We start from the raw sequence: 20,376 nt of genomic DNA on the forward strand, positions 1-20,376 counted from the left end.
TTGGTGAGCCGTTACCTCACCAACAAGCTGATAGGCCGCGGGCTCATCCTGCACCGCCGGAGCTTTCGACCTTCAAAGGATGCCCCTGAAGGTCAGTATCCGGTATTAGACCCCGTTTCCAGGGCTTGTCCCAGAGTGCAGGGCAGATTGCCCACGTGTTACTCACCCGTTCGCCACTAATCCCCACCCGAAGGTGGTTCATCGTTCGACTTGCATGTGTTAAGCACGCCGCCAGCGTTCGTCCTGAGCCAGGATCAAACTCTCCGTGAATGTTTACCGGTGATCCGGTCGACACCACGAGAGCGGAACAGTCGGAGGAATGATCCGACCGTTCACAGCGTCCTCGCTGTGTTTTTCAAAGGAACCTCGTCCCAGCCTGACGGCCGGAGACGGGGTATCAACATATCTGGCGTTGACTTTTGGCACGCTGTTGAGTTCTCAAGGAACGGACGCTTCCTTTGTACTCACCCTCTCGGGCTTTCCTCCGGGCGCTTCCCTTCGGTGTTTCCAACACTATCAGGCTTTTCCGGTCCCTCTGACCACCGTCCTGCGGGCAGGCAGAAGGTGATCCAGAGATAGGATCTGATGAGTTGGGTTCCCGCCAGGCGAGGACGCGTGCTTCGCATCGCTCAACCTCGGGCAGGAGTTGAGACTGTACACGGGTCCGCGGAACGGGTGCAAATCCGTGAGGACTGTGGTCTAGACCTCTATTCGGAAGACCCATACGGAACCGGTACTTCCTATGACATACGCTGCTGAACAGCGCCGTCCGGGACAGGTAGTGACGGCCCGTACAGATCTCCATCATCGGGAGGCTTCCCATGACCACCGTCTCGTCCCCTCTGGCCGGACGCGCCATCGGACTGGCCGCAGTGCCGGATCCGGTCTTCTCCGGGGCCATGGTCGGCCCGGGCACCGCCATCGACCCCGTTCGTGAGCCCTCCGAGGCCGTCTCCCCCGTGGACGGGGTCATCGTCTCCCTGCACCCGCACGCGTTCGTCGTGGTCGACGACAGCGGTCACGGGGTGCTGACCCACCTCGGCATCGACACGGTGCAGCTCAACGGCGAGGGCTTCGAGCTGCTGGTGAACAAGGGGGACACCGTCGCGCGCGGTCAGGCCGTGGTGCGGTGGGACCCGGCGGCCGTCGAAGCCGCGGGCAAGTCGCCGGTCTGTCCGGTCGTCGCCCTCGAGGCCACGGCCGACGCGCTCGTCGATCTCCGCGAGGACGGCGACGTGAAGGCCGGGGAGAGCCTCTTCCTCTGGAAGTGACGACGACGCCGTCGCTCGACGGCGGGCAGGACAACCACCGCGGCGGCGGGACCCGCCGCATGATCGGGACGGGTGAGATGGAGACAACGCTGCGAGGCGTCGGGGTGAGCCACGGTGTGGCGATCGGCGAGGTTCGGCACATGGGGACGGCGGTGCTCGAACCGCCCGCCAAGCAGATCCCGGCACAGGACGCGGAACGCGAGCAGGGTCGCGCTCGTCAGGCCGTGGAAGCTGTGGCCGCCGACCTGACGGCACGTGGCAACCTGGCCGGCGGCGAGGCCCAGGCGGTGCTCGAGGCTCAGGCTCTGATGGCGCAGGACCCCGAGCTGATGGCCGACGTGGAACGGCGGATCGCCGTCGGCAGCACCGCCGAGCGCGCGGTGTACGACGCCTTCGCCGCGTACCGCGCCCTGCTCGCGGGGGCCGGGGAGTACCTGGCCGGCCGCGTCGCGGACCTCGACGACGTGCGGAACCGTATCGTCGCCCGTCTGCTCGGGGTGCCGATGCCCGGCGTGCCGGACAGCGACGAGCCGTACGTGCTCATCGCCCGTGACCTGGCGCCCGCCGACACGGCGCTGCTCGACCCCACGCTGGTGCTCGGTTTCGTCACCGAGGAGGGCGGGCCGACCAGTCACAGCGCCATCCTCGCGCGTGCCCTGGGTGTGCCGGCCGTGGTCGCGCTGCCGGGTGCCGGTGAGCTTCCCGAGGGCACGGTGATCGCGGTGGACGGCAGCACCGGCGAGATTTTCGTGAACCCCAGCGCGGAGAAGAAGGCGCGGATGGAGGCGGAGGCGGCGGAGCGCAAGGCCGCGCTGGCCGCCTCGACCGGTCCGGGCGCGACGTCCGACGGTCACAAGGTGCCCCTGCTGGCCAACGTGGGTGGTCCCGCCGACGTGCCGGCCGCCGTGGAGGCGGGTGCGGAGGGCGTCGGCCTGTTCCGCACCGAGTTCCTCTTCCTCGACGACAGCAAGAAGGCGCCGTCCGAGGAGAAGCAGGTCGCCGCCTATCGGCAGGTGCTGGAAGCCTTCCCGGAGGGCCGCGTCGTCGTGCGGGTGCTGGACGCGGGCGCGGACAAGCCGCTGGACTTCCTCACCCCGGCCGACGAGCCGAACCCGGCGCTTGGTGTGCGCGGTCTGCGGACGCTGCTCGACCACCCCGAGGTGCTGCGTACGCAGCTCACGGCGCTGGCGAAGGCCGCCGAGGGGCTGCCCGTCCACCTCGAGGTCATGGCCCCGATGGTCGCGGACCGCGCGGATGCCAAGGCGTTCGCGGACGCGTGCCGCGAGGCGGGGCTGCGGGCCAAGTTCGGCGCGATGGTGGAGATCCCGTCGGCCGCGCTGCGGGCCCGCTCGATCCTTCAGGAGGTCGAGTTCCTGTCGCTGGGGACGAACGACCTCGCGCAGTACACCTTCGCCGCGGACCGTCAGGTGGGTGCGGTGTCCCGGCTGCAGGACCCGTGGCAGCCCGCACTGCTCGACCTGGTCGCGCTGGCCGCGGAGGCGGCGAGGGCCGAGGGCAAGAGCTGCGGCGTCTGCGGTGAGGCCGCGTCGGACCCGCTGCTCGCGTGTGTGCTGACCGGGCTGGGTGTCACCTCTCTCTCCATGGGCGCTGCGTCGCTCCCCTACGTCCGGGCGACGCTGGCGAAGTTCACGCTGGCGCAGTGCGAGCGGGCCGCGGCGGCCGCCCGGGCCGCGGACAGTGCCCAGGAGGCGCGCGACGCGGCTCAGGCGGTGCTGTCCGGCGAGTAGGCCCGGTGCCTGGCTCCCGCTGTCGTGAGGGGCGCTCCGTCTTCGGGTGGGGCGCCCCTCGGGGTTTCAGTGGTGGTGTCCGGGTGCGGGTGTGTCGTCCCCTAGGTCGGGCGGTGCGCAGTAGTCGACGTTGGACTCCGGGGAGATGAGGTCGCCGGTTTCGACGTCGGTGCAGTAGGCGTCGAAGACCTCGCCGGCGGTGAGCGGGACGAATCCGTTGCCGCGCAGGCGCCAGCCGTAGATCCGGTCGGGACTGCCCGGGGCGCTGGTGCGCATGACGAGGCCGCCGGGGGTGTGGGTGGCGAGGCCGAGGGCCAGGACGGCGGTGAACTCCAGGGCGTCGGCTTCGTCGATCCGCGGGGTGCCCTCGGTGTCGTCGTCGGCGTGGAGGACGGTGGTGAGGGCCTCCGGTGTCGTCGAGACGCTGCAGACCAGGTGGCGGTGGCCCGGTGGGGCCGTGTCCAGGATGCGCTGGAGGAGGCGGGAGGCGCGCGAGAAGGCGGCGCGTCCGAGGTCCTCGCCGCAGGTGGCGCAGGTGCCGAGGCGGGCCAGGAGGATGGACGCGTACTCCCAGGTGGCCCGGCGGACGGCTTCGTCGACGAGTTCCGGGACGAGGTCGGCCAGGGAGCGGCCGTCATAGGGGACGGTGGGGCCGTGGGCCGCGAGTTCGGCGGTGAACCGGGTGCGGTTGGCGGGGAGGTCGGGGTCGAGACCGGCCTTCGAGCAGTACTCGGCGTAGTCCTCGGGGTCGAAGAGGGCGAGAGTGGTGTGGGTGCCCTGGGAGGCCCGGCTCCTCAGGAGGGCTTCCACCTGCCCGAGGTAGACGGCGTGGTCGTCGAAGGTGAAGGTGCGGTAGCGCCGCATGGCGCGGAAGTCGTGCTCGTCGGTGAGCAGTCCGATGGTGCCGGCGATCTCGCGGCGCAGGACGCGTCGCATGGTCCGGGCGGTGTGCGCGGTCTGGTCGGTGTGCGCCATGTTTCCCCCTGTGCGCAGTCGATCAATGCTCACTCACCGTAACCGGGGGCACTGACAACGGCGTCGGAAGGCGGCGGGCCGGCCTCCGACGAGGCCGGCCCGCTGGGGGAAAACCCGTGGTCAGGCGCGTTTGCGGGCGAGGTCCTCGTAGAAGTGGAGCAGGTCCAGGTTGTCGATGGAACCCGGGTTGACGGCCTTCTCCAGCGGAGTGCCCTGCAGGAGACGCTTGACGGGGACCTCGATGCGCTTGCCGGTGAGGGTGTGCGGGACGCCCGGCACCTCGATGATCTCGTCGGGGACGTGGCGCGGGGAGAGCTGTTCGCGGATGGTCTGCTTGATCCGGGTCCGCAGGGCCTCGTCCAGGGCGGCGCCGGGGACCAGGTGCACGAAGAGGGGCATCCAGTAGCCGCCGTCGGGCTGTTCGACGCCGATGACGAGGGACTCCCTGATCTCGGGGAGGCGTTCGACGGCCTCGTAGATGTCGGCCGAGCCCATGCGGACGCCCTGGCGGTTCAGGGTGGAGTCGGAGCGGCCGTGGATGACGACGGAGCCGCGGGAGGTGAGCGTGATCCAGTCGCCGTGCCGCCATACGCCGGGGTAGGTGTCGAAGTAGCTGTCGTGGTAGCGGCTGCCGTCGGGGTCGTTCCAGAAGCGGACCGGCATCGAGGGCATGGGGTTGGTGACGACCAGCTCGCCGACCTCGTCGGTGAGGGGTTCGCCGCTCGGGTCCCAGGACTGGAGGTCGGTGCCGAGGCCGGGGGCCTGGAGTTCGCCGATGTACACGGGGAGGGTGGGGACGGCGCCCGCGAAGCAGGAGCACACGTCGGTGCCGCCGCTGACGGAGGCGATCCACAGATCCTCGCGCACCTGGTCGTGCAGCCAGCGGAAGCCGTCGGGCGGGAGCGGGGAGCCGGTGGTGGCGACGCACTGGATCCTGGAGAGGTCCAGGTCCCGGCCGGGGTGCACGTCCGCCTTGCGGCAGGCCATGACGTAGGCGGCGGAGGTGCCGAAGAGGGTGGCGCCGGTGCGTTCGGCGATGCGCCACTGGGCGTCCGTGGCCGGGAAGCCGGGGCTGCCGTCGTAGAGGACGATCGTCGTGCCGGAGAGCAGGCCGGAGACGAGGAAGTTCCACATCATCCAGCCGGTGGACGTGTACCAGAAGAAGCGGTCCTCGGGGCCGAGGTCGCAGTGCAGGCCGAGTTGCTTGAGGTGCTCGACCAGGATGCCGCCCTGGGACTGGACGATCGCTTTGGGCAGGCCGGTGGTGCCGGAGGAGTAGAGCACCCACAGGGGGTGGTCGAAGGGCACCTGCTCGAAGACGGGCTCCGTGTCCGCTGCCGTGAGGGCGTCCCATTCCAGGGCGCCCTCGGGCGCCTCGGTGCCGAGGAGCGGGATGTGTACCACGGCGCGCAGGGTGGGCAGGTCTCGGCGCAGTTCGGCGACGGTGTCGCGGCGGTCGTGCTCCTTGCCTCCGTAGCGGTATCCGTCGACGGTGAACAGGACGACCGGTTCGACCTGCTGGAAGCGGTCCAGGACGCTGCGGGCGCCGAAGTCGGGGGCGCAGGAGGTCCAGACGCCGCCCACGGCGGCGGTGGCGAGGAGCGCGACCACGGCCTGCGGGATGTTCGGGAGGTAGCCGCTGACGCGGTCGCCCGGTCGGACCCCGAGAGCGCGCAGTCCGGCGGCGAGGGAGCCGACCTGGCGGCGCAGCTCGGCCCAGGTGACGGGGGTGGAGGTGTGGGTCTCGTCGACGTACAGGAGGGCCGGTTCGTCGGCGCGGACGGCGGCGGCGCGCAGGGCGTGCTCGGCGTAGTTCAGGGTGGCGCCGGGGAACCACTGCGCGCCGGGCATCGAGCGGTCGCCGAGCACGCGCGTGCAGGGGGTCGAGAAGCGGACGTCGAACCACTCGGTGACGGCTTTCCAGAAGGTGTCCAGCTCGTCGACGGACCAGCGGTGCAGGGCCGCGTAGCCGCCGTCGGAGGGGGCGCCGTGGTGTTCGGCTGCCCAGGTCTGGAACCTGGTGATCCGTGCCTTGGCGATGCGCTGCGGATCTGGCTGCCAGAGCGGCTGGGGGTTCACGGTCGACATGGTGCGGCTCCCGGACTGTGCGCGTCGTGTGCGTCCTCCGCGCACGGGCTGGGGTGTGCGCGTGACGCGGCTGACACGGACGATGCCATGTGATCGACTTCCGCACCAGAGTGCGCCGCACATGGACGCTGTCGTGAAGATGTCGTCCCGACATGGGTGAACGGCAGTTGAACGACGCCCTCGCGGGGGTCGGACGATGGCAGGGTGAGCGGCATGGACGGTCGTGACCTGGTGCGTTCGGTGAAAGCGTTCGGTTCCGCGGGGGCGGCGCAGGGGTTGCGTACCGTACGGGCGGCATGGCGTGGGCGGCGTGCGGACGCCGTGGCGCTGCCGCCGCGGGGGCCGGAGCGGGCCCGGGTGCCGGGGCGGATGCTGGAGGTGGAGCCCGGGCCGGGCGGCGGGCTGATCCGGTTCAGCCGCTCGCAGCTGCGCATCCTCGTCGCGGTGAACGGGGCTGTCTTCTGGGGGTGGGACGGGGCGGAGCCGGAGCCGTCGTACGCGCTGGCCGACGGCTGCCCCGAGCCGGATCCACGGGCCGTTCTGGAGCCGGACAAGGACGGTGGCCGGCGGGTGGTGGCCGAGCGGGTGACGGTGGCCGTGTCGCGGCTGGGGGCCGTGGAGGTGCGTACGCCGGGAGGTGTGGTCCTGCGCCGTGAGCTGCCGCCCCGCTGGTGGGAGCCGGTGGGCGGCGGTCCGGCGCGCTGGACGCAGCGGTCGGAGGTGGCGGCGGACGCCCGGTTCTTCGGGCTGGGCGGCCCGGCCTCGGGGCCCCGGCTGCGGGACGGTTCGTACCGGCTGTGGAACACGGGGACCGGTCCGGCGTCGCCCGGGGGTGAGGTCCCGCCGCACGTGACGATGCCGGTGCAGATGGTGGTGGCCGACGCGGGGACGCACCTGGTGTTCCACGACAACCCGTGGGAGGGCTCGGTGACGCTGCGGGAGGGCGAGGAGGGTGCCGGGTCGGGGCACGACCGGCCGGGCACGAGCGCGCTGCGGATGGAGGGGGGTCCGCTGCGCTGCTGGGTGACGGTGGGGACCCCCGCGCGCGTGCTGCTCGCCTGGGCGTCGCTGACGGGCGCTCCCGCGTTGCCGCCCGCCTGGGCGCTGGGTCACCACCACGGGCGGGACTTCGCCGGTGAGCAGGAGCTGCGGCGGGTCGTCGCGGGCTTCCAGGAGCGGGAGCTGCCGCTCGACGCGGTGCATCTGGGCGCCGGCCATCTCGAGGCGCGTCGGGCGTTCACCGTCGATGACGAGCGGTTCCCGAAGCTGGCGGTGCTCGCCGAGGAGCTGCGGCGGGAGGGGATCCGGCTGGTGTCGGTCGTGGAACCTGGAGTTCCGGTGGTGCCCGGGAGTGCCGTGTACGACGGCGGTGTGGACGAGGACGTGTTCGTGCGCGGTGCCGCCGGGCCGGTGGTGCGCGGGGTGGGGCGGTCCGGGGAGGTGGTGTTCCCGGACTTCACGCACCCGCGCGTGCGCGAGTGGTGGGCCGGGCTCCACGAGGAACGGCTGGAGCGGGGGTTCGCCGGGCTCTGGCACGACCGGAACGAGCCGGCCTCGTTCACCGCTTTCGGGGAGCCGACCCTCCCCCGGTCCGCCCGGCACCGGCTGGAGGGGCGCGAGGGCGATCATCGGGAGGCGCACAACGTGTACGCGCTGTGCATGGCCCGGGCCGCGTACGAGGGGCTGCGGGCACTGGCGCCCGAGGAGCGTCCGTTCGTCCTGTCGCGCTCGGGGTGGGCCGGGATGCAGCGGTACGGCGGCGCGTGGTCGGCGGAGGTGCCCACGGGCTGGCCGGGGCTGCGGGCGTCGCTGGCGCGGGTGCTGGGGCTCGGGCTGTGCGGGGTGCCGTACTCGGGGGCCGATGCGGGCGGGTGCGGCGGTGCCCCGTCGCCGGAGCTGTATCTGCGGTGGCTTCAACTGGCCGCGTATCTGCCGCTGTTCCGCACGTACGGGGGTGAGCGGGAGGGGCGCCGGGAGCCGTGGGAGTTCGGTGCCGAGGTGCTGGAGCACGCGCGCGTGGCGCTGGTCGAGCGGCGGCGGCTGACGCCGTACTTCGTGACGCTGGCGCATCTGGCCCGGCGTACGGGCGCGCCCTGCGTACGGCCGCTGTGGTGGTCGGCGCCGGAGGAGCGCCGGCTGCGGGACTGCGAGGACGCCTTCCTGCTGGGCGACTGTCTGCTGGTGGCGCCGGTGCTGGACCCGGGTGCCGGCGGGCGTGCGGTGCGGCTGCCCCGGGGGCGCTGGTACGACACGGTGACGGAGCGGGCGTACGAGGGGCCGGCGCAGGTGCTCGTCGAGGCTCCGCCGGGCCGGATCCCGGTGTTCGCGCGCGCGGGTGCGGTCGTTCCGGTGCGTGGGGAGGACGGCGGGCCGGAGCTGGAGGTGTGGGCGCCCGCGCGGGGACGGGCCGGGGGTGGGCTCGTCGTGACGGACGCGGGCGACGGCTGGGCGGAGCCGGTGACCGAGCGGTACGTCACCCGTCGGGAGGGGCGGCGGGTGATCGTGGAGCGGGAGGGCGAGGACGGCCCGGCCGAGCCGTCCTGCCCCGTGCGCGTGCGGGGGCTCGGGGAGCGCCCGGTTCAGATGTAGCGGCCCTCGAAGAAGGCCCGTACGGCCCGGGTGTGGAGCGGGAAGGCGAGCTCCTCGGGCCCGCGCAGCAGGTGCCGGCCCTCGGTCTCGTCGGTGGCGGCGGAGGGCGGGAGGCCCTCGGCCGGCCGTTCCGGGAGGAGCCCGAAGAGCAGCAGGTGGCCGTCGGGTGAGCTCATGGCGTCGGCGAGCCGTACGTCGCGGCTCGCCGCGTCGATGCCCGTCTCCTCCTTGAGTTCGCGGACGACGGCCTGCCGCCAGTCCTCGCGGTCGTCGATGTAGCCGCCCGGCAGTGCGACGCCCCCGCGCTCGGGGGCCACGGTACGGGTGACGACTACCAGGGCGGTGCCCTTGGTGTCGTACACGGGCTGGAGGGCGACCGCTACCGGCAGGGGGTTGCGGTAGGCGGTGCTGCCGCACGCCGGGCAGGTGCGGGGCCAGCCGGAGACGCCCTCTCCGTAGGGCGTGCCGCAGCTCGAACAGTGGGAGCCCGCTGCGGAGTTGGGAACGGAGGTTTGAGTTTCGGACACGCGGCGGACTGTATCCGATCACGGAGGGGGCGGCTCCGGTGGGCGCTCAGTGGCGGCCGGTCAGTGACCTCGCGGAGACCGGGAAGTCGAAGTAGGTGTCGGGGTACGCCTCGGGCTTGTAGGTGAAGTGCCACCACTCCTCGGGGAGGTTGACGAGGCCGACGTCCTCCAGGGTGTTCTTCAGCAGCAGCCGGTTGGCGCGCTGGGCGCCCTGGACGCGGGGGTCGAGGGTGTGCGAGAGGGTGTCGAAGCAGTCGAAGCCGGTGCCCATGTCCACGGAGTTGTCGGGGAAGCGCTCGTCCTGGGGTGCGAAGCAGGGCACCAGCGGCTGCCCGGGGTGGTACGGCCGGGTGGGCTGCGCGGGGAGCCGCACGAGGGTCAGGTCCACGGTGGAGCCGCGGCTGTGGCCGGACTTCGCCGCGATGTAGCCGTCCTCGAACAGACGGGTCTTGTCGACGTTCGGGTAGAACTCCGCCTTCATCGCCTGGTCGCCGAGGTCCTCGGCCCAGCGGACGAAGTGGTCGACGGCGCGCTGCAGCCGGTAGCAGTCGTACACCTTGAGGGAGTAGCCCTGCCTCAGCAGCCGCGTCTGGGCCCGGTGGAGGGCTTCGGCCGCGGGGCGGGTGAGGATGCACAGGGGCTGTCGGTAGCCGTCGATGCGCTCGCCGACGAAGTTGTGCGGGGTGACGTAGCGCATCTCCTCGATGATCGTGGGGTCGACGCTGCGCAGGGCCACGAAGTCCTCGGGCGCCTTGGGATCGGGGGCGGCCTGGGCGGCGGCGGGGACGGTGGTCACGGCGAGCAGGGCGGCGACGGTGGTGACCAGTCCGCGCAGAGCGGTGGAGAGTCGTGTCATGGCCCTGCGTCTATCAGTCGGGGGCTGCGCGACGGAAGGGGGCGGACGATCACATGATGTTCATGCGTCGAGCTGGTCGCCGTAGGGCATCAGGGGACGCGCGCGCGTGGGGGTGCGTCGGGCACGCGCGCGTGAGCGGCTGTTTCAGGTGGTGACGGGGCTGCGCACGTTGGCCGAGTGGTCCATCGCGTGCTGGACGACACCGACGAGGACGTCCTTCACGGACGCCCGGTCACGGGCGTCGCACATCACCAGGGGCACGTCCGTGTCGAGGTCGAGGGCCTGACGGACGGTCTCGGCGGGGTAGCGGGCCGAGCCCTCGAAGCAGTTGACGCCGACGAGGAAGGGGATGGACCGCCGTTCGAAGTAGTCGATGGCGGCGAAGCAGTCCTCCAGGCGGCGCGTGTCGGCGAGGACGACCGCGCCCAGCGCGCCCTCCGACAGCTCGTCCCACATGAACCAGAACCGCTCCTGGCCGGGCGTGCCGAAGAGGTACAGCACCAGGTCCTCGCGGAGCGTGATCCGCCCGAAGTCCATGGCGACGGTGGTGGTGTGCTTGCCCTCCACCCCGCTGACGTCGTCCACGGGCCGGCCGGCCTCGGTGAGCAGTTCCTCGGTGCGCAGCGGCCTGATCTCGCTGACCGCGCCGACGAGGGTGGTCTTCCCCACGCCGAAGCCGCCGGCCACCAGGATCTTGAGCGTGACGGGCTCGACCGGCGGCTTGCCGCGCTGGGAACGCCCTAAGATCATCGTTCTCTTCTCCTTACCGTGCCCACGGGCCGCTCCGGCGGCCCGTGGGCGGTTTCCGTCTCACAGGGCCCGCAGGCCGTTGATCACGTCGCGCAGGATGTTCTCGTCGGGCAGTTCGGCCGGGGGCACGGGCCGGTTGACGTGCACGAGTTCGGCGTCGACGAGGTCTCCCACCAGGACCCGTACGACGCCGACGGGCAGGTCGAGTTCGGCGGCGAGTTCGGCGACGGACTGCGGGGTGTCCCGGCACAGTCCGACGATGTCCACGTGCTCGGGGGCGAGGGTGACGTCCGCCTCCGGGTCGTCCGCGTGGGGTTCCGTGACCACCACCGCGATGAGGTCGAGGCGGTGCTGGGCCGCGCTGGTGGTGCGGCCGCGCGTCATGGCGTACGGACGGACGACGGGGCCGGCCTCGTCGTCGAACCAGTGGTTTCTTCCCTGACCGTCTGCGCTCATGTCATCCCACTTACCCGCCGGCAGGCAGATCGGTGCGCGGGGCGGTGCCCAGATGCGCGCCGACCCGCTTGACGAGGAGGGTCATCTCGTAGGCGACCTGGCCGACGTCGGAGTCGGCGTCCGAGAGCACGGCGAGGCAACTGCCGTCGCCGGCGGCCGTCACGAACAGGAACGCGTCGTCGAGTTCGACGACCGTCTGCCGGACGCTGCCGGCCTCGAAGTGGCGGCCCACGCCCTTGGCGAGGCTGTGGAAACCGGACGCCACCGCTGCCAGGTGCTCGCTGTCCTCCCTGGTCAAGTCCTTGGAAGCCCCGGTCGCCAGGCCGTCGCCGGACAGGATGACGGCCTTGCGGATACTCGCGACGCGGTCCACCAGTTCGTCGAGGAGCCAGTTGAGCTCCCCGGACTTGGTCGCGGTGTGACCGGTCGTCTTCGGTGCGGTCATCGACCGTCCCCCTTAGTCGTTCCTTGTGGTGCCTGTGGTGCTCGTGGTGACGTGCCGCCGGAGCTGTCGTCGCCCTCGGCGTTCTCCTCGCGGCCTCGCTGCCAGCCGCGCTGGAGCGAGGCCATCCGGCTGCGCACCTCCTCGGCGTCCCGGTCGGCCGGGCCGGGCCTGCTCTCGGCGGGGCTGCGGGTGCTCCGCTTCAACTGGGGGGCCAGGTTCGCCTGTCGGACCCGCCGGGGCAGGGCGCCGGTGTCGGCGGGCTCCGTGCCGCCCCTTCCCGTGGCGTCCGGCCCGCTGCCGCCCGGGGTGCCCGGCGCGCGGTCGGCGGATCGGGTCCGGGTAGGGAGGGCCGGGGGCCCGGGCGTCCCGCCGGGGCCTCCGTCGCGCCCCGGGGTGTCGTCACGACCGGTACCACCGTCCCGCCCGAGGCCGCGCTCGGCCGGGGAGCCGCCCGGGGCCGGCCTGCCTCGGCGGCGGGCCGGGAGGGAGGGCAGCGCGTCGGCGTCGGGTCCGGACGTGTCGTCCGTACGGTCGCGGGGGCCCCGCCCGGCGACGGGGCGTCCGTGCGAGCTGACCAGCTTGGGGGTCCGGCGCCGGGGCAGCGGAACCGGGGCGTTCGGGTCGTCGTCGGCCTCGGGGCTCCGCGCGGCCCCGGGCCGCTCCGGGCCGCCCGGGGCTCCCTCGAGCCGGTCCGGGCCCGCCGGGCGGCCGGGTGGGTCGGCTTCCTGGCGCCGTCGTTCGGCACGGAGGGCCACCGGATCCTCCTGGGCCGCGAGGGAGCGGCGCGGACGGAACAGCCCGCCGTTCTCGCCGTCCTGGTCGTCGAGCGCGCCGGGAAGGTCGTCGAGGGCGTCCAGGTCGACGGGCGCCTCCAGCTCGACCGGGCCGTCCAGCGGCCCGCCGGGGCGGCCCGGCAGTCGTACGGGGACGTGGTCGACGGCGGACCGGCGGCTCTCCGCCCGCTCGTGCTCCTTGGGGCGCCGCGGCCGGTCGAGGCGGAAGCCGACCCCGTTGGTGTCGGGGGCGTCGTCGGTGAGCAGCGCGTCGGGGACGAAGACGACGGCCGTGGTGCCGCCGTACGGGGAGGGCTGGAGGGAGACCCGGACGTTCTGCCGCTGGGCGAGGCGGCTGACGACGAACAGGCCGAGCCGGTCGGTGTCGGACAGCTCGAACTCCGGTGTCTCGGCGAGCCGGAGGTTGGCGTCGAGGAGGGCCTCGGCCGTCATGCCGAGTCCGCGGTCGTGGATCTCCAGGGTGAAGCCGTTGGCGACCCGCTCACCGAGGACCTGCACGGCGGTGTGCGGCGGGGAGAACACCGTGGCGTTCTCGAGGAGTTCGGCGACGAGGTGGGTGAGGTCGGCGACCGCGGGGCCGGTGACGGCGATGCGCGGCAGCCTGCGGACCTCGACGCGCTCGTAGTCCTCGACCTCGGCGACGGCGGCCCGCACCACGTCCATGAGCTGGACGGGCTTGCGCCACTGCCGGGAGGGGGCGGCGCCGGAGAGGATGACCAGGCCCTCGGCGTGCCGGCGCATACGGGTGGTCAGGTGGTCCAGGCGGAACAGGTCGGCGAGTTCGTCGGTGTCCTCGGTGCGGCGTTCCATGGTGTCGAGCAGGGTGAGCTGCTTGTGCAGCAGCACCTGGCTGCGCCGGGCGAGGTTGACGAACACCTCCGAGACCCCGGCGCGCAGCTCGGCCTGCTTGACGGCGGCCTCGACGGCGGCGCGCTGCAGGGTGTTGAGGGCCTGGCCGACCTCGCCGATCTCGTTCTTGTCGTACTGGAGGCGCGGCACCTCCGTTTCGACGTCGACCTGTTCGCCGGCCGAGAGGCGGCGCATGACGCCGGGCAGGCGGACGCCGGACGCCTCGTGGGCCTCCAGGCGGAGCTGCCTGAGGTCGCGGATGAGGGCGCGGCCGATGCGGGCGGACAGGAAGAGGGAGAACAGCACGGCGACCAGTCCGAGGGCACCGGCGACGACCGCCTTGGTGATGACGTTCATCGCGACCGGCCGGGCCCGGTCCTGGTACTGCTCGGCGGCCTGGTCGTCGAGGTCGCCGAGTTCCTCGAGGACGTTCCCGGCGGCGGTGTCCCAGCTCTTGGCGGTGACGCCGCGGGGCGTGCCGTCCTCGGTGGAGACGGCCGCCTCCTCGGCGACGCGCAGAGGGGCGGAGGAGGCGTTCTTCCAGAAGCGCTCGTACCGGCCGCGTTCGGGGGCGGGCAGCAGCGGGAGGTTGGTCTCGTACATCATCGTGCGCTGGGCCACGAGGTCCGAGACGTCCCGTGTCTCCGCCCGGGTGATCCTGCCGGTGACCAGGGCGGAGCCGAGCAGGGCGTCCTCGCGGGAGAGCAGCTCGCGCGCGCGGGAGACGTTGACGAGGGCGCGGTACTGCTTGTCCAGGCCCACGTCCTCGACGACGCGGAGGTTGGCGAGCAGTGCGTGGCAGGGATCGACCAGGCGGTTGTAGAGGCCGAGCGCCTGGGCGCGGTCGACGGTGCCGTCCTCGACGCTGCGGCGCAGGGAGTCGATGCCGTCGAAGGCGTCCAGGACCGCGGTCAGCCGCTCTCCCTCCCCCGGACTGAGGGCGTCGCGCACGTCGGCGTCGCGGGCGTTGCGGCGGACCTCGGCGACGACCTCGTCGGTGGCGGCGCGGCTGCGCTCGAGAGCGGCCAGGCTGTCGGAGGCACGGGGGTCGGCGAGGTGGACGAGGGTCTGGCGGCGTTCCTGCTGGAGGACGCGGACGGTGTCCTCGACGGGGTAGCCGACCTTCTCGACGAGGGTCGACACGCTGAACAGCCGGCCCGCCTCACGTCCCGTCAGCACCGTGGCGAAGGCCCAGATCGCTGTCAGGGACACCAGCGGCACGAGAAGCAGCGCCACGATCTTCCGGCGGATCGACTTCCCGCGAAAGCGCATGGTCTCCCCCAGCCAACCCCCACCGGCAGGGGGTGCACATGTGCGTCAACAAACGGCGCGAGCCTACTACCGACGCACAGGTAACCCGAAGACCCGTCGGGCGGGCCGAACGTCCGCGCGGGCGGCTGCTGATGGGCAGTTGTCCGGTCATTGCGGGACTTGCCTCGGGGATCCCGTGCGGGGCGCGGGGCCGCCTCCTCGCGGGTTGGCGGGCGGATTGGCCGAAAATTGTCGACACCGGCGGACGCTTCGGGAATCTTGACGCCACGTGGTTCGTCCTTGTCTACGGGAAATGGTGGCGGAAGCGGCCACAGGAGCCGCATCACGCCTCCGGGCGGCGTAAAACAGCGCAAGCCGGGCAGCCAGAGGGGAGCCGGGTCTTCGGACGCGGGGAAGCGGTCTGCAGGCGGTGGGGAGTGACATGGTGATGGGCACGGCGGAGCGGCGCGGGGCGCCGGGGGACGCCGGGTCGGCCGAGCCGGCGCCGGGATCGGGCACCGGGGCGGCGGATCGCGGCGTTGCGGAGCCCGGCCGGGCGTCCGAGCGGCCGGAGGAGCGGGACGGGCGGGAACCGCGGCCCGGCTACCGGCCGTTGTGGAGGGAAGAGCCCGCGCGGCGGCGCCGGCTGCCGGACCCGGTGCGTACGGCCGCCGTGCGTGCCGTGCTCGTGGTGGCCGTGACGCTGATCCTGGCGATGGTGGCCTTCCTGTGCACGATGGCCGGATCCTGGCTGGCCTTCCCGATGGTGATCGGCAGTGTGGCGGGCACGGTGGTGGCCACGTGGGGCGTGCTCGACGTGTGGGTGACGCGCCAGGTCTGGAACCAGCGCCACGGTGTGGTGTCGATGCCGAGCAGCACGGCGCGGTCCGTGCGGCGCGAGCGGCGCCGGGCACGCCGCCAGGCCCGGGCCGCGCAGCGCTCCCAGGAGCGGATATCGGGGCGCGGCCGGACGGGACAGCTCTCGCATCCCTGACCGGCCGCGCCCGGCGCCGGGTTCTGCGGGCGGCGTGGTCCGCGGGTCACGCCGCCCCTCCCCGTAGCGACTACTGGGCGGGCGACGGGGCGGGGCGTTTGAACATCCGGGTCGCCGTGATCTCGCTGTGGACCGTCCCGCCCTCGCCGTCTCCCGCGGGGGTCGGCTGGGGCAGTCCCGGCCGCAGGTGCTCCTCGACGCTGATGTACTTCAGGCCCGCCCTGAGGTCGGCGTCGTTGCGCAGCCGGATCACCAGCGGGAACTCGGCGAGCGCCGTGGTGTCGAACAGGCCGGTGGTGTAGAGGAGCTGCACACCGAGCGCGTCGGAGACGGCCCGCTGGAGCTCCAGCAGGTAGGTGGCGTTGGCGCGGCCGATGGGGTTGTCGAGGAACAGGGTGCCGGCGTGGCGGTGCCGGTCGCGGCCCCGGTCGTTGCTGCGCAGCGCGGCCATCGTGCAGTACAGGGCGATGGCGGCGGTGAGCAACTGGCCGCCGGAGAACACGTCGCCCATCTGCCCGACGGGGACGCGCTCGGCGCGCAGCACGGCGTCGGGCTTGAGGATCTCGACGGCGACGCCCTTGGGCTGCAGGGCGGCGGCGACACCGCGCAGCAGCAGGGACATGCCGTCGCGGCGCAGGTCGGAGTTCTTCTTCACGGCCGCGCGGGTCGCCTCGTCGACGACCTCGCCGAGCCGCTCGGTGAGGGTGGCCTGGTCGGGTTCCTCGAAGCGGATGCGCAGGAACTCCTGCCCGGACCACTCGCCGAGGCCCTCCGGCAGCCGGGACAGCCGCTGGGCGGAGCGGAGCGTGGCGAGGGACGACTCGACCAGTCCGCGCAGCCGGTCCACGATCGAGTCGCGGTTGCGCTCCAACTGCGCCAGCTCGTCGGTGAGGACGCGGAGCCGGGGCGCGAAGGCCTCCGCCCACTTGGCCGCGTGCTCGGGCAGAGAGGAGGCGGGCAGTTCGCGGATCTGCTGCCGCGCGGGGGTGCGGACCTGCTCGTAGCGCGTGGAGTTGGCGTGCCGGACGAGGATGTCGCTCGCCTCGCGCACGGCGGCCTCGGCGGCGGACAGGTCGGCGGCGCAGCCACGCAGCGAGCGGCGGGCCTCGGCGGCGGACCGGCGGGCCTCCTCCAGGGCGTCCGGATAGGGCTCGGGCTCCTCCTGCTCGTCGTCCGGGGCGTGTTCGCGCAGCAGGTCGCGGAGCATGGCGGCGATCTCGTCGAAGCCGCCGGCCGCGTCCTGGGCGGCGCGGTGCGCGTCGAGCAGTTCGGCGTGGGCCTCGCGGGCCTGGGCGAGCGCCTCGGTGCGGGAGGCGAGTTCGGCCGTCGCCGTGCGCAGCAGGCTCTGGGCGTGCTCGGCGTCGGCCGGGACGAGGTCCTCGGGGAGCTCGGTGTGGGCGTCGCCGTCCTCGGGGGCGTGCCGTTCGGCCTCGCCGCGCAGCCGGCCGAGCTGCTCGCTCGCGCTCGACATGCGGGTCTCCAGGAGCTGCACCAGTTCCTCGGCGCGGGCGGCGGCGGCCTGCCGGGACGGCCCGTCGGAGCCGTCGGGCGACTCCAGGAGCTGGGCGGCGCGGGTGCGGACCTTGTTGCTGAGCCGGTCCAGCTCCGCGCGCGCCGCGCTCTCGTCGCTCTCCGCGCGGGCCTGCTCGGCGCGCAGATCGGCGCCGACGCCGACCTTCTCGTAGACCTGGGACGCGGCCCGGTAGGCCTCGCGCAGGTCCGGCAGGGACGCCTTGGGCCGGTCCGCGGCGTTCCCGGGCGCCTCCTCGGGCACGTCGTCGGGGGCGCCGGCGATCTCGGAGCGCTCGGCGCGCAGCGCGCGGGCGGTGCGGCGGGCGTCGTCGGCGGCACGCTGGGCGGCGCGGCGGTCCTCGTCGGCGGCGCGGGCCCGTTCCAGGCAGACCTGGGCGCGGGCCTCGGCCTCGGTGGCCTCGTCGGCCAGCTCGCGCAGCCTGGCCTGCCAGCCGGCGCGTTCGCGCAGCCGGAAGGCGAGTCCGGCCAGGGCGTCGGCGGCGCGGCGGGCCTTCTGCGCCGCCTCCTGCCGCTCGTCCCGCACCCGTACGGCCTCGGCGGCGCTCTCCTCCGCCTCGGCCCGTACCGCGCGTGCCTCGGTCAGCTCGGCCTCCGCCTCCTCGGCGAAGGCGCGGGCCTCCTCGGCGGTGCGGGCCAGTTCGGCGAGGCGTCCGGCGGGGCAGCCGGCGCGCCAGGAGGCCAGCCGGGCCGCCAGTTCCCGGTCCTTGCCGAGCCGGGCGGCGAGCGTGCGGATCTCCTCGTCGCGTTCCGTCGCCCGGGCGCGCAGGGCCTGGCGTTCCTCGTCGGCGGCGTGCTCGTCGTGCATCGCGGGGTTCGGCGGGACGAGGAAGACGTCCTCGTCGCCGGAGCCGGGGGGCGGGGTGGGGGCGAGGAGGGCGGCGGCGGTGCCGACGGCGACGGCGGAGCGCGGCAGCAGGGCGGCTTCGCCGAGGGCCTCGCGGGCGCGGGTGTGGGAGTCGGGGTCGGTGATGATGACGCCGTCGACCAGCTCGGGGCGGGCGGCCAGCACGCGGGCGTGGTCGGCGGGGTCGACGGCCTGGGCGAGGTAGCGCCAGCCGGGCAGGGCGGGGATTCCGTGCTCGCCGAGGAACTCCACGGTGGCGAGGACGTCCGGGCCGGGCGGCAGCAGTCCGCCGTCGCCGAGGGCGCCGAGGATGCGGGAGTCGTCGGCGGCGGCGGTGCGCAGGTCGAAGAGCTGGCGTTCGGCGGAGGAGACGGTGTCGTCGAGCAGCTCGCGCAGCTCGTCGGCGAAGCGGTCGAGTTCCTCGGGGGTGAGGGCCGCGTCGGACGGCCTCGGCGCGTCGGCGGGGCCGCCGTCGGTGTCCTGCCTGGGCTGGGGGATGCCGGGTCGGGGCGCGGCGGCCAGGCCGAGCAGTTCGGCGAGCCGCTCCTCGGCCGCGAGCGCCTCGGCGGTGCGGCGTTCGGCCGCGTGGGCGCGTTCGGCGGCGGTGGCGGCGTCGGCCGCGCGGGCGGCGGTCAGTTCGGCGCGGGTCTCCGCGGCGGCGGCCTCACGGGCGTGCTCGGTGGCGCGGCGGGCGGCCTCGCGGGCGGTGTCCCAGGCGGCGACGGTGGTCTTCTCGGCGTCGCTGGCCGCGAGGGCGGCGCGGGCGGGGTCGGCGTCGGGCGCGCTGTCGTCGAGCCAGCCGGCGCGGACCGCTTCGGCGGTCTCCTGCTCGACCTCGCTCAGGCGCTGGCGCAGGTGCCCGGCCTCGCTGCGGGCCCGCTGGGCCTCGGTGGCGGCGGCGGTGGAGTCACGGTGGGCGGCGTCGCCGACGTCCTGGAGGGCGGCGGAGCGCTCCTCCTCCTCGTTGGCGTGCTGCTCGGCCCGGGTGGCGGCCGCGTGCAGGGCGCGGACGAGGTCGACGGCGGCCTCGGCGCGGGCGGCGAGCGCGGGGGCCGCGTCCCGCTCGGCCTCCTGGATGGCGGCGGAGACCCTGGCGACGCGGTCGGCGGCGGCGCGGTGACGCAGTACGGCCTCGGCTGCCTGCCAGGCGGCGTGCAGGGTGCGCGCGTCGGCGAGTTCGCGCTTCTGCGCGGCGGCGGACTTCTCGGCGGCGGTCAGGGCCAGCGAGGCGTGCCGGTAGGCGAGTTCGGCGGCGATGCGGCCGCTGCGGTCACGGGCCGCCTCGGCGTGGGTGACGGCGTACGCGGCGGCGGTGACCCGCTGGGCGAGGTCGCCGGCCCGGGCCCGTTCCTGGGCGCCGCGCGCGGACAGCCGCCGGGCCAGGGTCCTGGTGCGGCGTTCGGCGGCGGTGTGGATCTCCCGGGCGCGGGTGCGGGCGTCGGCGGCCTCGACGATCCGGCCGAGCAGGTCGACGGAGCCGGCGGTGAAGTCGCGTTCGGCGATCAGCTCGGCGCGCCGGCCCAGCTTGTTGCCGAATCCGCCGACCAGGTCGGCGAGTCCGTCGGTGTCGCGGGTGTCGGTGACGGCGCGCAGCAGCAGGTCGGTGAAGTCGGAGTCCTTCTTGACCGCGAACAGGCCGGCCGCCTCGCCCTCGTCGGCGTTCATCTCGCGCTGGTAGCGGAAGAGTTCGGGGTCGAGCCCGAGGTCGCCGAGGTGCTCGATCCAGCGGTCGTGGATCTCCTCCCAGTGCACCTCCAGGTGCGGGTAGGCCTTTCCGGCCTCGGTGAGCGCGTCCCGGAAGCCCTTCATGGTGCGCCGTCGGCCCTGGGCGCCGGAGACGCCCTCGACGGGCGGACGGACGGCGGTGGCCTCGGCGACGGGCAGGTTGTCCAGGGTGAGTCCGGGGCCGGGCCGGAAGGAGTACCAGGCCTCGGCGAACTTGCGCGGGTCGCTGGAGACCTGCCGCCCCCGCCACTCGCTGACCTTGCCGACGACGACGCATTCGCCGGTCTGCACGTGCTGCCACTCCAGCGCCACGTGTCCGCAGTCGTCGGCGAGCAGGAACTTGCGCAGCACACCGGAGCTGGCGCCGCCCAGGGTGTTGCGGTGGCCCGGCAGCATCACGGAGAAGATCAGCTTGAGGAGGACGGACTTGCCGCCGCCGTTCTCCAGGAAGAGCACGCCGGCGGGTGCGGGCCGGCGGGGCGGGCCGACGGGCTCCTCCTCGAAGAACTCCGCCTGAGCGGGCGCGGGATCGGGCACGGGCTCGCCGACGCCGCGCAGGTCAAGCACGGTGTCGGCGTAGCGGGCGCCGGCGGGTCCGATGGAGTAGAGGCGGACCCGGGACAGCTCGTACATGGCGGACTCTCGTAAGTCTTCGTGAAGTCGGGGACGTTCGGTGACGTT

Annotated in this window: 13 protein-coding genes and 1 rRNA gene; 4 read left to right on the top strand and 10 right to left on the bottom strand. The window is 73.5% G+C overall.

Annotated elements, in window-relative coordinates; translation table 11 throughout:
• Positions 1 to 270: ribosomal RNA gene (locus tag ACH499_RS24810) — 16S ribosomal RNA — on the bottom strand; the annotation flags it as partial.
• Positions 271 to 821: 551 nt separating this feature from the next.
• On the opposite strand from ACH499_RS24810, the gene ACH499_RS24815 reads away from it, so the two are divergent.
• Both ACH499_RS24815 and ptsP read left to right on the top strand, forming a co-directional pair.
• A complete protein-coding gene (locus ACH499_RS24815; RefSeq protein WP_356199208.1) occupies positions 822 to 1,271 on the top strand; it encodes a PTS glucose transporter subunit IIA in 450 nt (149 codons plus the stop codon).
• Between the two features lie 77 nt (positions 1,272 to 1,348).
• Positions 1,349 to 3,019, top strand: a complete 1,671-nt coding sequence (ptsP, locus tag ACH499_RS24820; protein WP_399018634.1) for a phosphoenolpyruvate--protein phosphotransferase — start codon at positions 1,349 to 1,351, stop codon at positions 3,017 to 3,019.
• A gap of 66 nt (positions 3,020 to 3,085) precedes the next feature.
• On the opposite strand, the gene ACH499_RS24825 is transcribed toward ptsP, so the two are convergent.
• Both ACH499_RS24825 and ACH499_RS24830 read right to left on the bottom strand, forming a co-directional pair.
• On the bottom strand, positions 3,086 to 3,994 hold the full coding sequence (locus tag ACH499_RS24825; RefSeq protein WP_399018407.1) for a hypothetical protein: 909 nt from the start codon (positions 3,992 to 3,994) through the stop codon (positions 3,086 to 3,088).
• Positions 3,995 to 4,114: 120 nt separating this feature from the next.
• On the bottom strand, positions 4,115 to 6,082 hold the full coding sequence (locus ACH499_RS24830; RefSeq protein ID WP_399018410.1) for an acetoacetate--CoA ligase: 1,968 nt from the start codon (positions 6,080 to 6,082) through the stop codon (positions 4,115 to 4,117).
• A 213-nt stretch (positions 6,083 to 6,295) separates the two neighbouring features.
• Between ACH499_RS24830 and ACH499_RS24835 the strand changes: the two genes are divergently transcribed.
• Positions 6,296 to 8,671, top strand: a complete 2,376-nt coding sequence (locus ACH499_RS24835) for a glycoside hydrolase family 31 protein (protein WP_399018412.1) — start codon at positions 6,296 to 6,298, stop codon at positions 8,669 to 8,671.
• On the opposite strand, the gene ACH499_RS24840 is transcribed toward ACH499_RS24835, so the two are convergent.
• The 6 genes from ACH499_RS24840 to ACH499_RS24865 all read right to left on the bottom strand — a co-directional run bounded on the left by ACH499_RS24840 (position 8,662) and on the right by ACH499_RS24865 (position 14,620).
• Complete coding sequence (locus tag ACH499_RS24840) at positions 8,662 to 9,198, bottom strand: NUDIX domain-containing protein (protein WP_399018414.1); 537 nt, start codon at positions 9,196 to 9,198, stop codon at positions 8,662 to 8,664. The genes ACH499_RS24835 and ACH499_RS24840 overlap by 10 nt on opposite strands.
• 46 nt (positions 9,199 to 9,244) lie before the next feature.
• Positions 9,245 to 10,054 carry a M15 family metallopeptidase gene (locus ACH499_RS24845; RefSeq protein ID WP_399018416.1) on the bottom strand — a complete coding sequence of 270 codons (810 nt, stop codon included), beginning with the start codon at positions 10,052 to 10,054 and terminating at the stop codon, positions 9,245 to 9,247.
• A gap of 144 nt (positions 10,055 to 10,198) precedes the next feature.
• Positions 10,199 to 10,804 carry an ATP/GTP-binding protein gene (locus tag ACH499_RS24850; RefSeq protein WP_356199216.1) on the bottom strand — a complete coding sequence of 202 codons (606 nt, stop codon included), beginning with the start codon at positions 10,802 to 10,804 and terminating at the stop codon, positions 10,199 to 10,201.
• Between the two features lie 60 nt (positions 10,805 to 10,864).
• Complete coding sequence (locus ACH499_RS24855) at positions 10,865 to 11,260, bottom strand: DUF742 domain-containing protein (protein ID WP_356199217.1); 396 nt, start codon at positions 11,258 to 11,260, stop codon at positions 10,865 to 10,867.
• A 10-nt stretch (positions 11,261 to 11,270) separates the two neighbouring features.
• The gene (locus tag ACH499_RS24860; RefSeq protein WP_356199219.1) at positions 11,271 to 11,705 is read right to left on the bottom strand and encodes a roadblock/LC7 domain-containing protein; all 435 of its coding nucleotides are present in this window, start codon (positions 11,703 to 11,705) and stop codon (positions 11,271 to 11,273) included.
• Positions 11,702 to 14,620: a nitrate- and nitrite sensing domain-containing protein gene (locus ACH499_RS24865; RefSeq protein WP_399018418.1), complete on the bottom strand. Its 2,919-nt coding sequence runs from the start codon at positions 14,618 to 14,620 to the stop codon at positions 11,702 to 11,704. The genes ACH499_RS24860 and ACH499_RS24865 overlap by 4 nt, the downstream gene beginning before the upstream one ends.
• Before the next feature lie 421 nt (positions 14,621 to 15,041).
• On the opposite strand from ACH499_RS24865, the gene ACH499_RS24870 reads away from it, so the two are divergent.
• Positions 15,042 to 15,593 (top strand): hypothetical protein, encoded by a 552-nt coding sequence (locus tag ACH499_RS24870; RefSeq protein WP_399018420.1) that lies wholly within the window; start codon positions 15,042 to 15,044, stop codon positions 15,591 to 15,593.
• Between the two features lie 70 nt (positions 15,594 to 15,663).
• On the opposite strand, the gene ACH499_RS24875 is transcribed toward ACH499_RS24870, so the two are convergent.
• Positions 15,664 to 20,328 carry a hypothetical protein gene (locus ACH499_RS24875; protein ID WP_399018422.1) on the bottom strand — a complete coding sequence of 1,555 codons (4,665 nt, stop codon included), beginning with the start codon at positions 20,326 to 20,328 and terminating at the stop codon, positions 15,664 to 15,666.
• Between the last annotated feature and the right edge of the window lie 48 nt (positions 20,329 to 20,376).

This window comes from Streptomyces sp. NPDC018947, from assembly GCF_044390505.1.
Lineage (GTDB): Bacteria > Actinomycetota > Actinomycetes > Streptomycetales > Streptomycetaceae > Streptomyces.

Coding starts and splice junctions, on each gene's coding strand:
- ACH499_RS24815 (WP_356199208.1), top strand. CDS start 822: ATGACCACCGTCTCGTCCCCTCTGGCCGGACGCGCCATCGGACTGGCC.
- ptsP (WP_399018634.1), top strand. CDS start 1,349: ATGGAGACAACGCTGCGAGGCGTCGGGGTGAGCCACGGTGTGGCGATC.
- ACH499_RS24825 (WP_399018407.1), bottom strand. CDS start 3,994: ATGGCGCACACCGACCAGACCGCGCACACCGCCCGGACCATGCGACGC.
- ACH499_RS24830 (WP_399018410.1), bottom strand. CDS start 6,082: ATGTCGACCGTGAACCCCCAGCCGCTCTGGCAGCCAGATCCGCAGCGC.
- ACH499_RS24835 (WP_399018412.1), top strand. CDS start 6,296: ATGGACGGTCGTGACCTGGTGCGTTCGGTGAAAGCGTTCGGTTCCGCG.
- ACH499_RS24845 (WP_399018416.1), bottom strand. CDS start 10,054: ATGACACGACTCTCCACCGCTCTGCGCGGACTGGTCACCACCGTCGCC.
- ACH499_RS24850 (WP_356199216.1), bottom strand. CDS start 10,804: ATGATCTTAGGGCGTTCCCAGCGCGGCAAGCCGCCGGTCGAGCCCGTC.
- ACH499_RS24855 (WP_356199217.1), bottom strand. CDS start 11,260: ATGAGCGCAGACGGTCAGGGAAGAAACCACTGGTTCGACGACGAGGCC.
- ACH499_RS24860 (WP_356199219.1), bottom strand. CDS start 11,705: ATGACCGCACCGAAGACGACCGGTCACACCGCGACCAAGTCCGGGGAG.
- ACH499_RS24865 (WP_399018418.1), bottom strand. CDS start 14,620: ATGCGCTTTCGCGGGAAGTCGATCCGCCGGAAGATCGTGGCGCTGCTT.
- ACH499_RS24870 (WP_399018420.1), top strand. CDS start 15,042: ATGGTGATGGGCACGGCGGAGCGGCGCGGGGCGCCGGGGGACGCCGGG.
- ACH499_RS24875 (WP_399018422.1), bottom strand. CDS start 20,328: ATGTACGAGCTGTCCCGGGTCCGCCTCTACTCCATCGGACCCGCCGGC.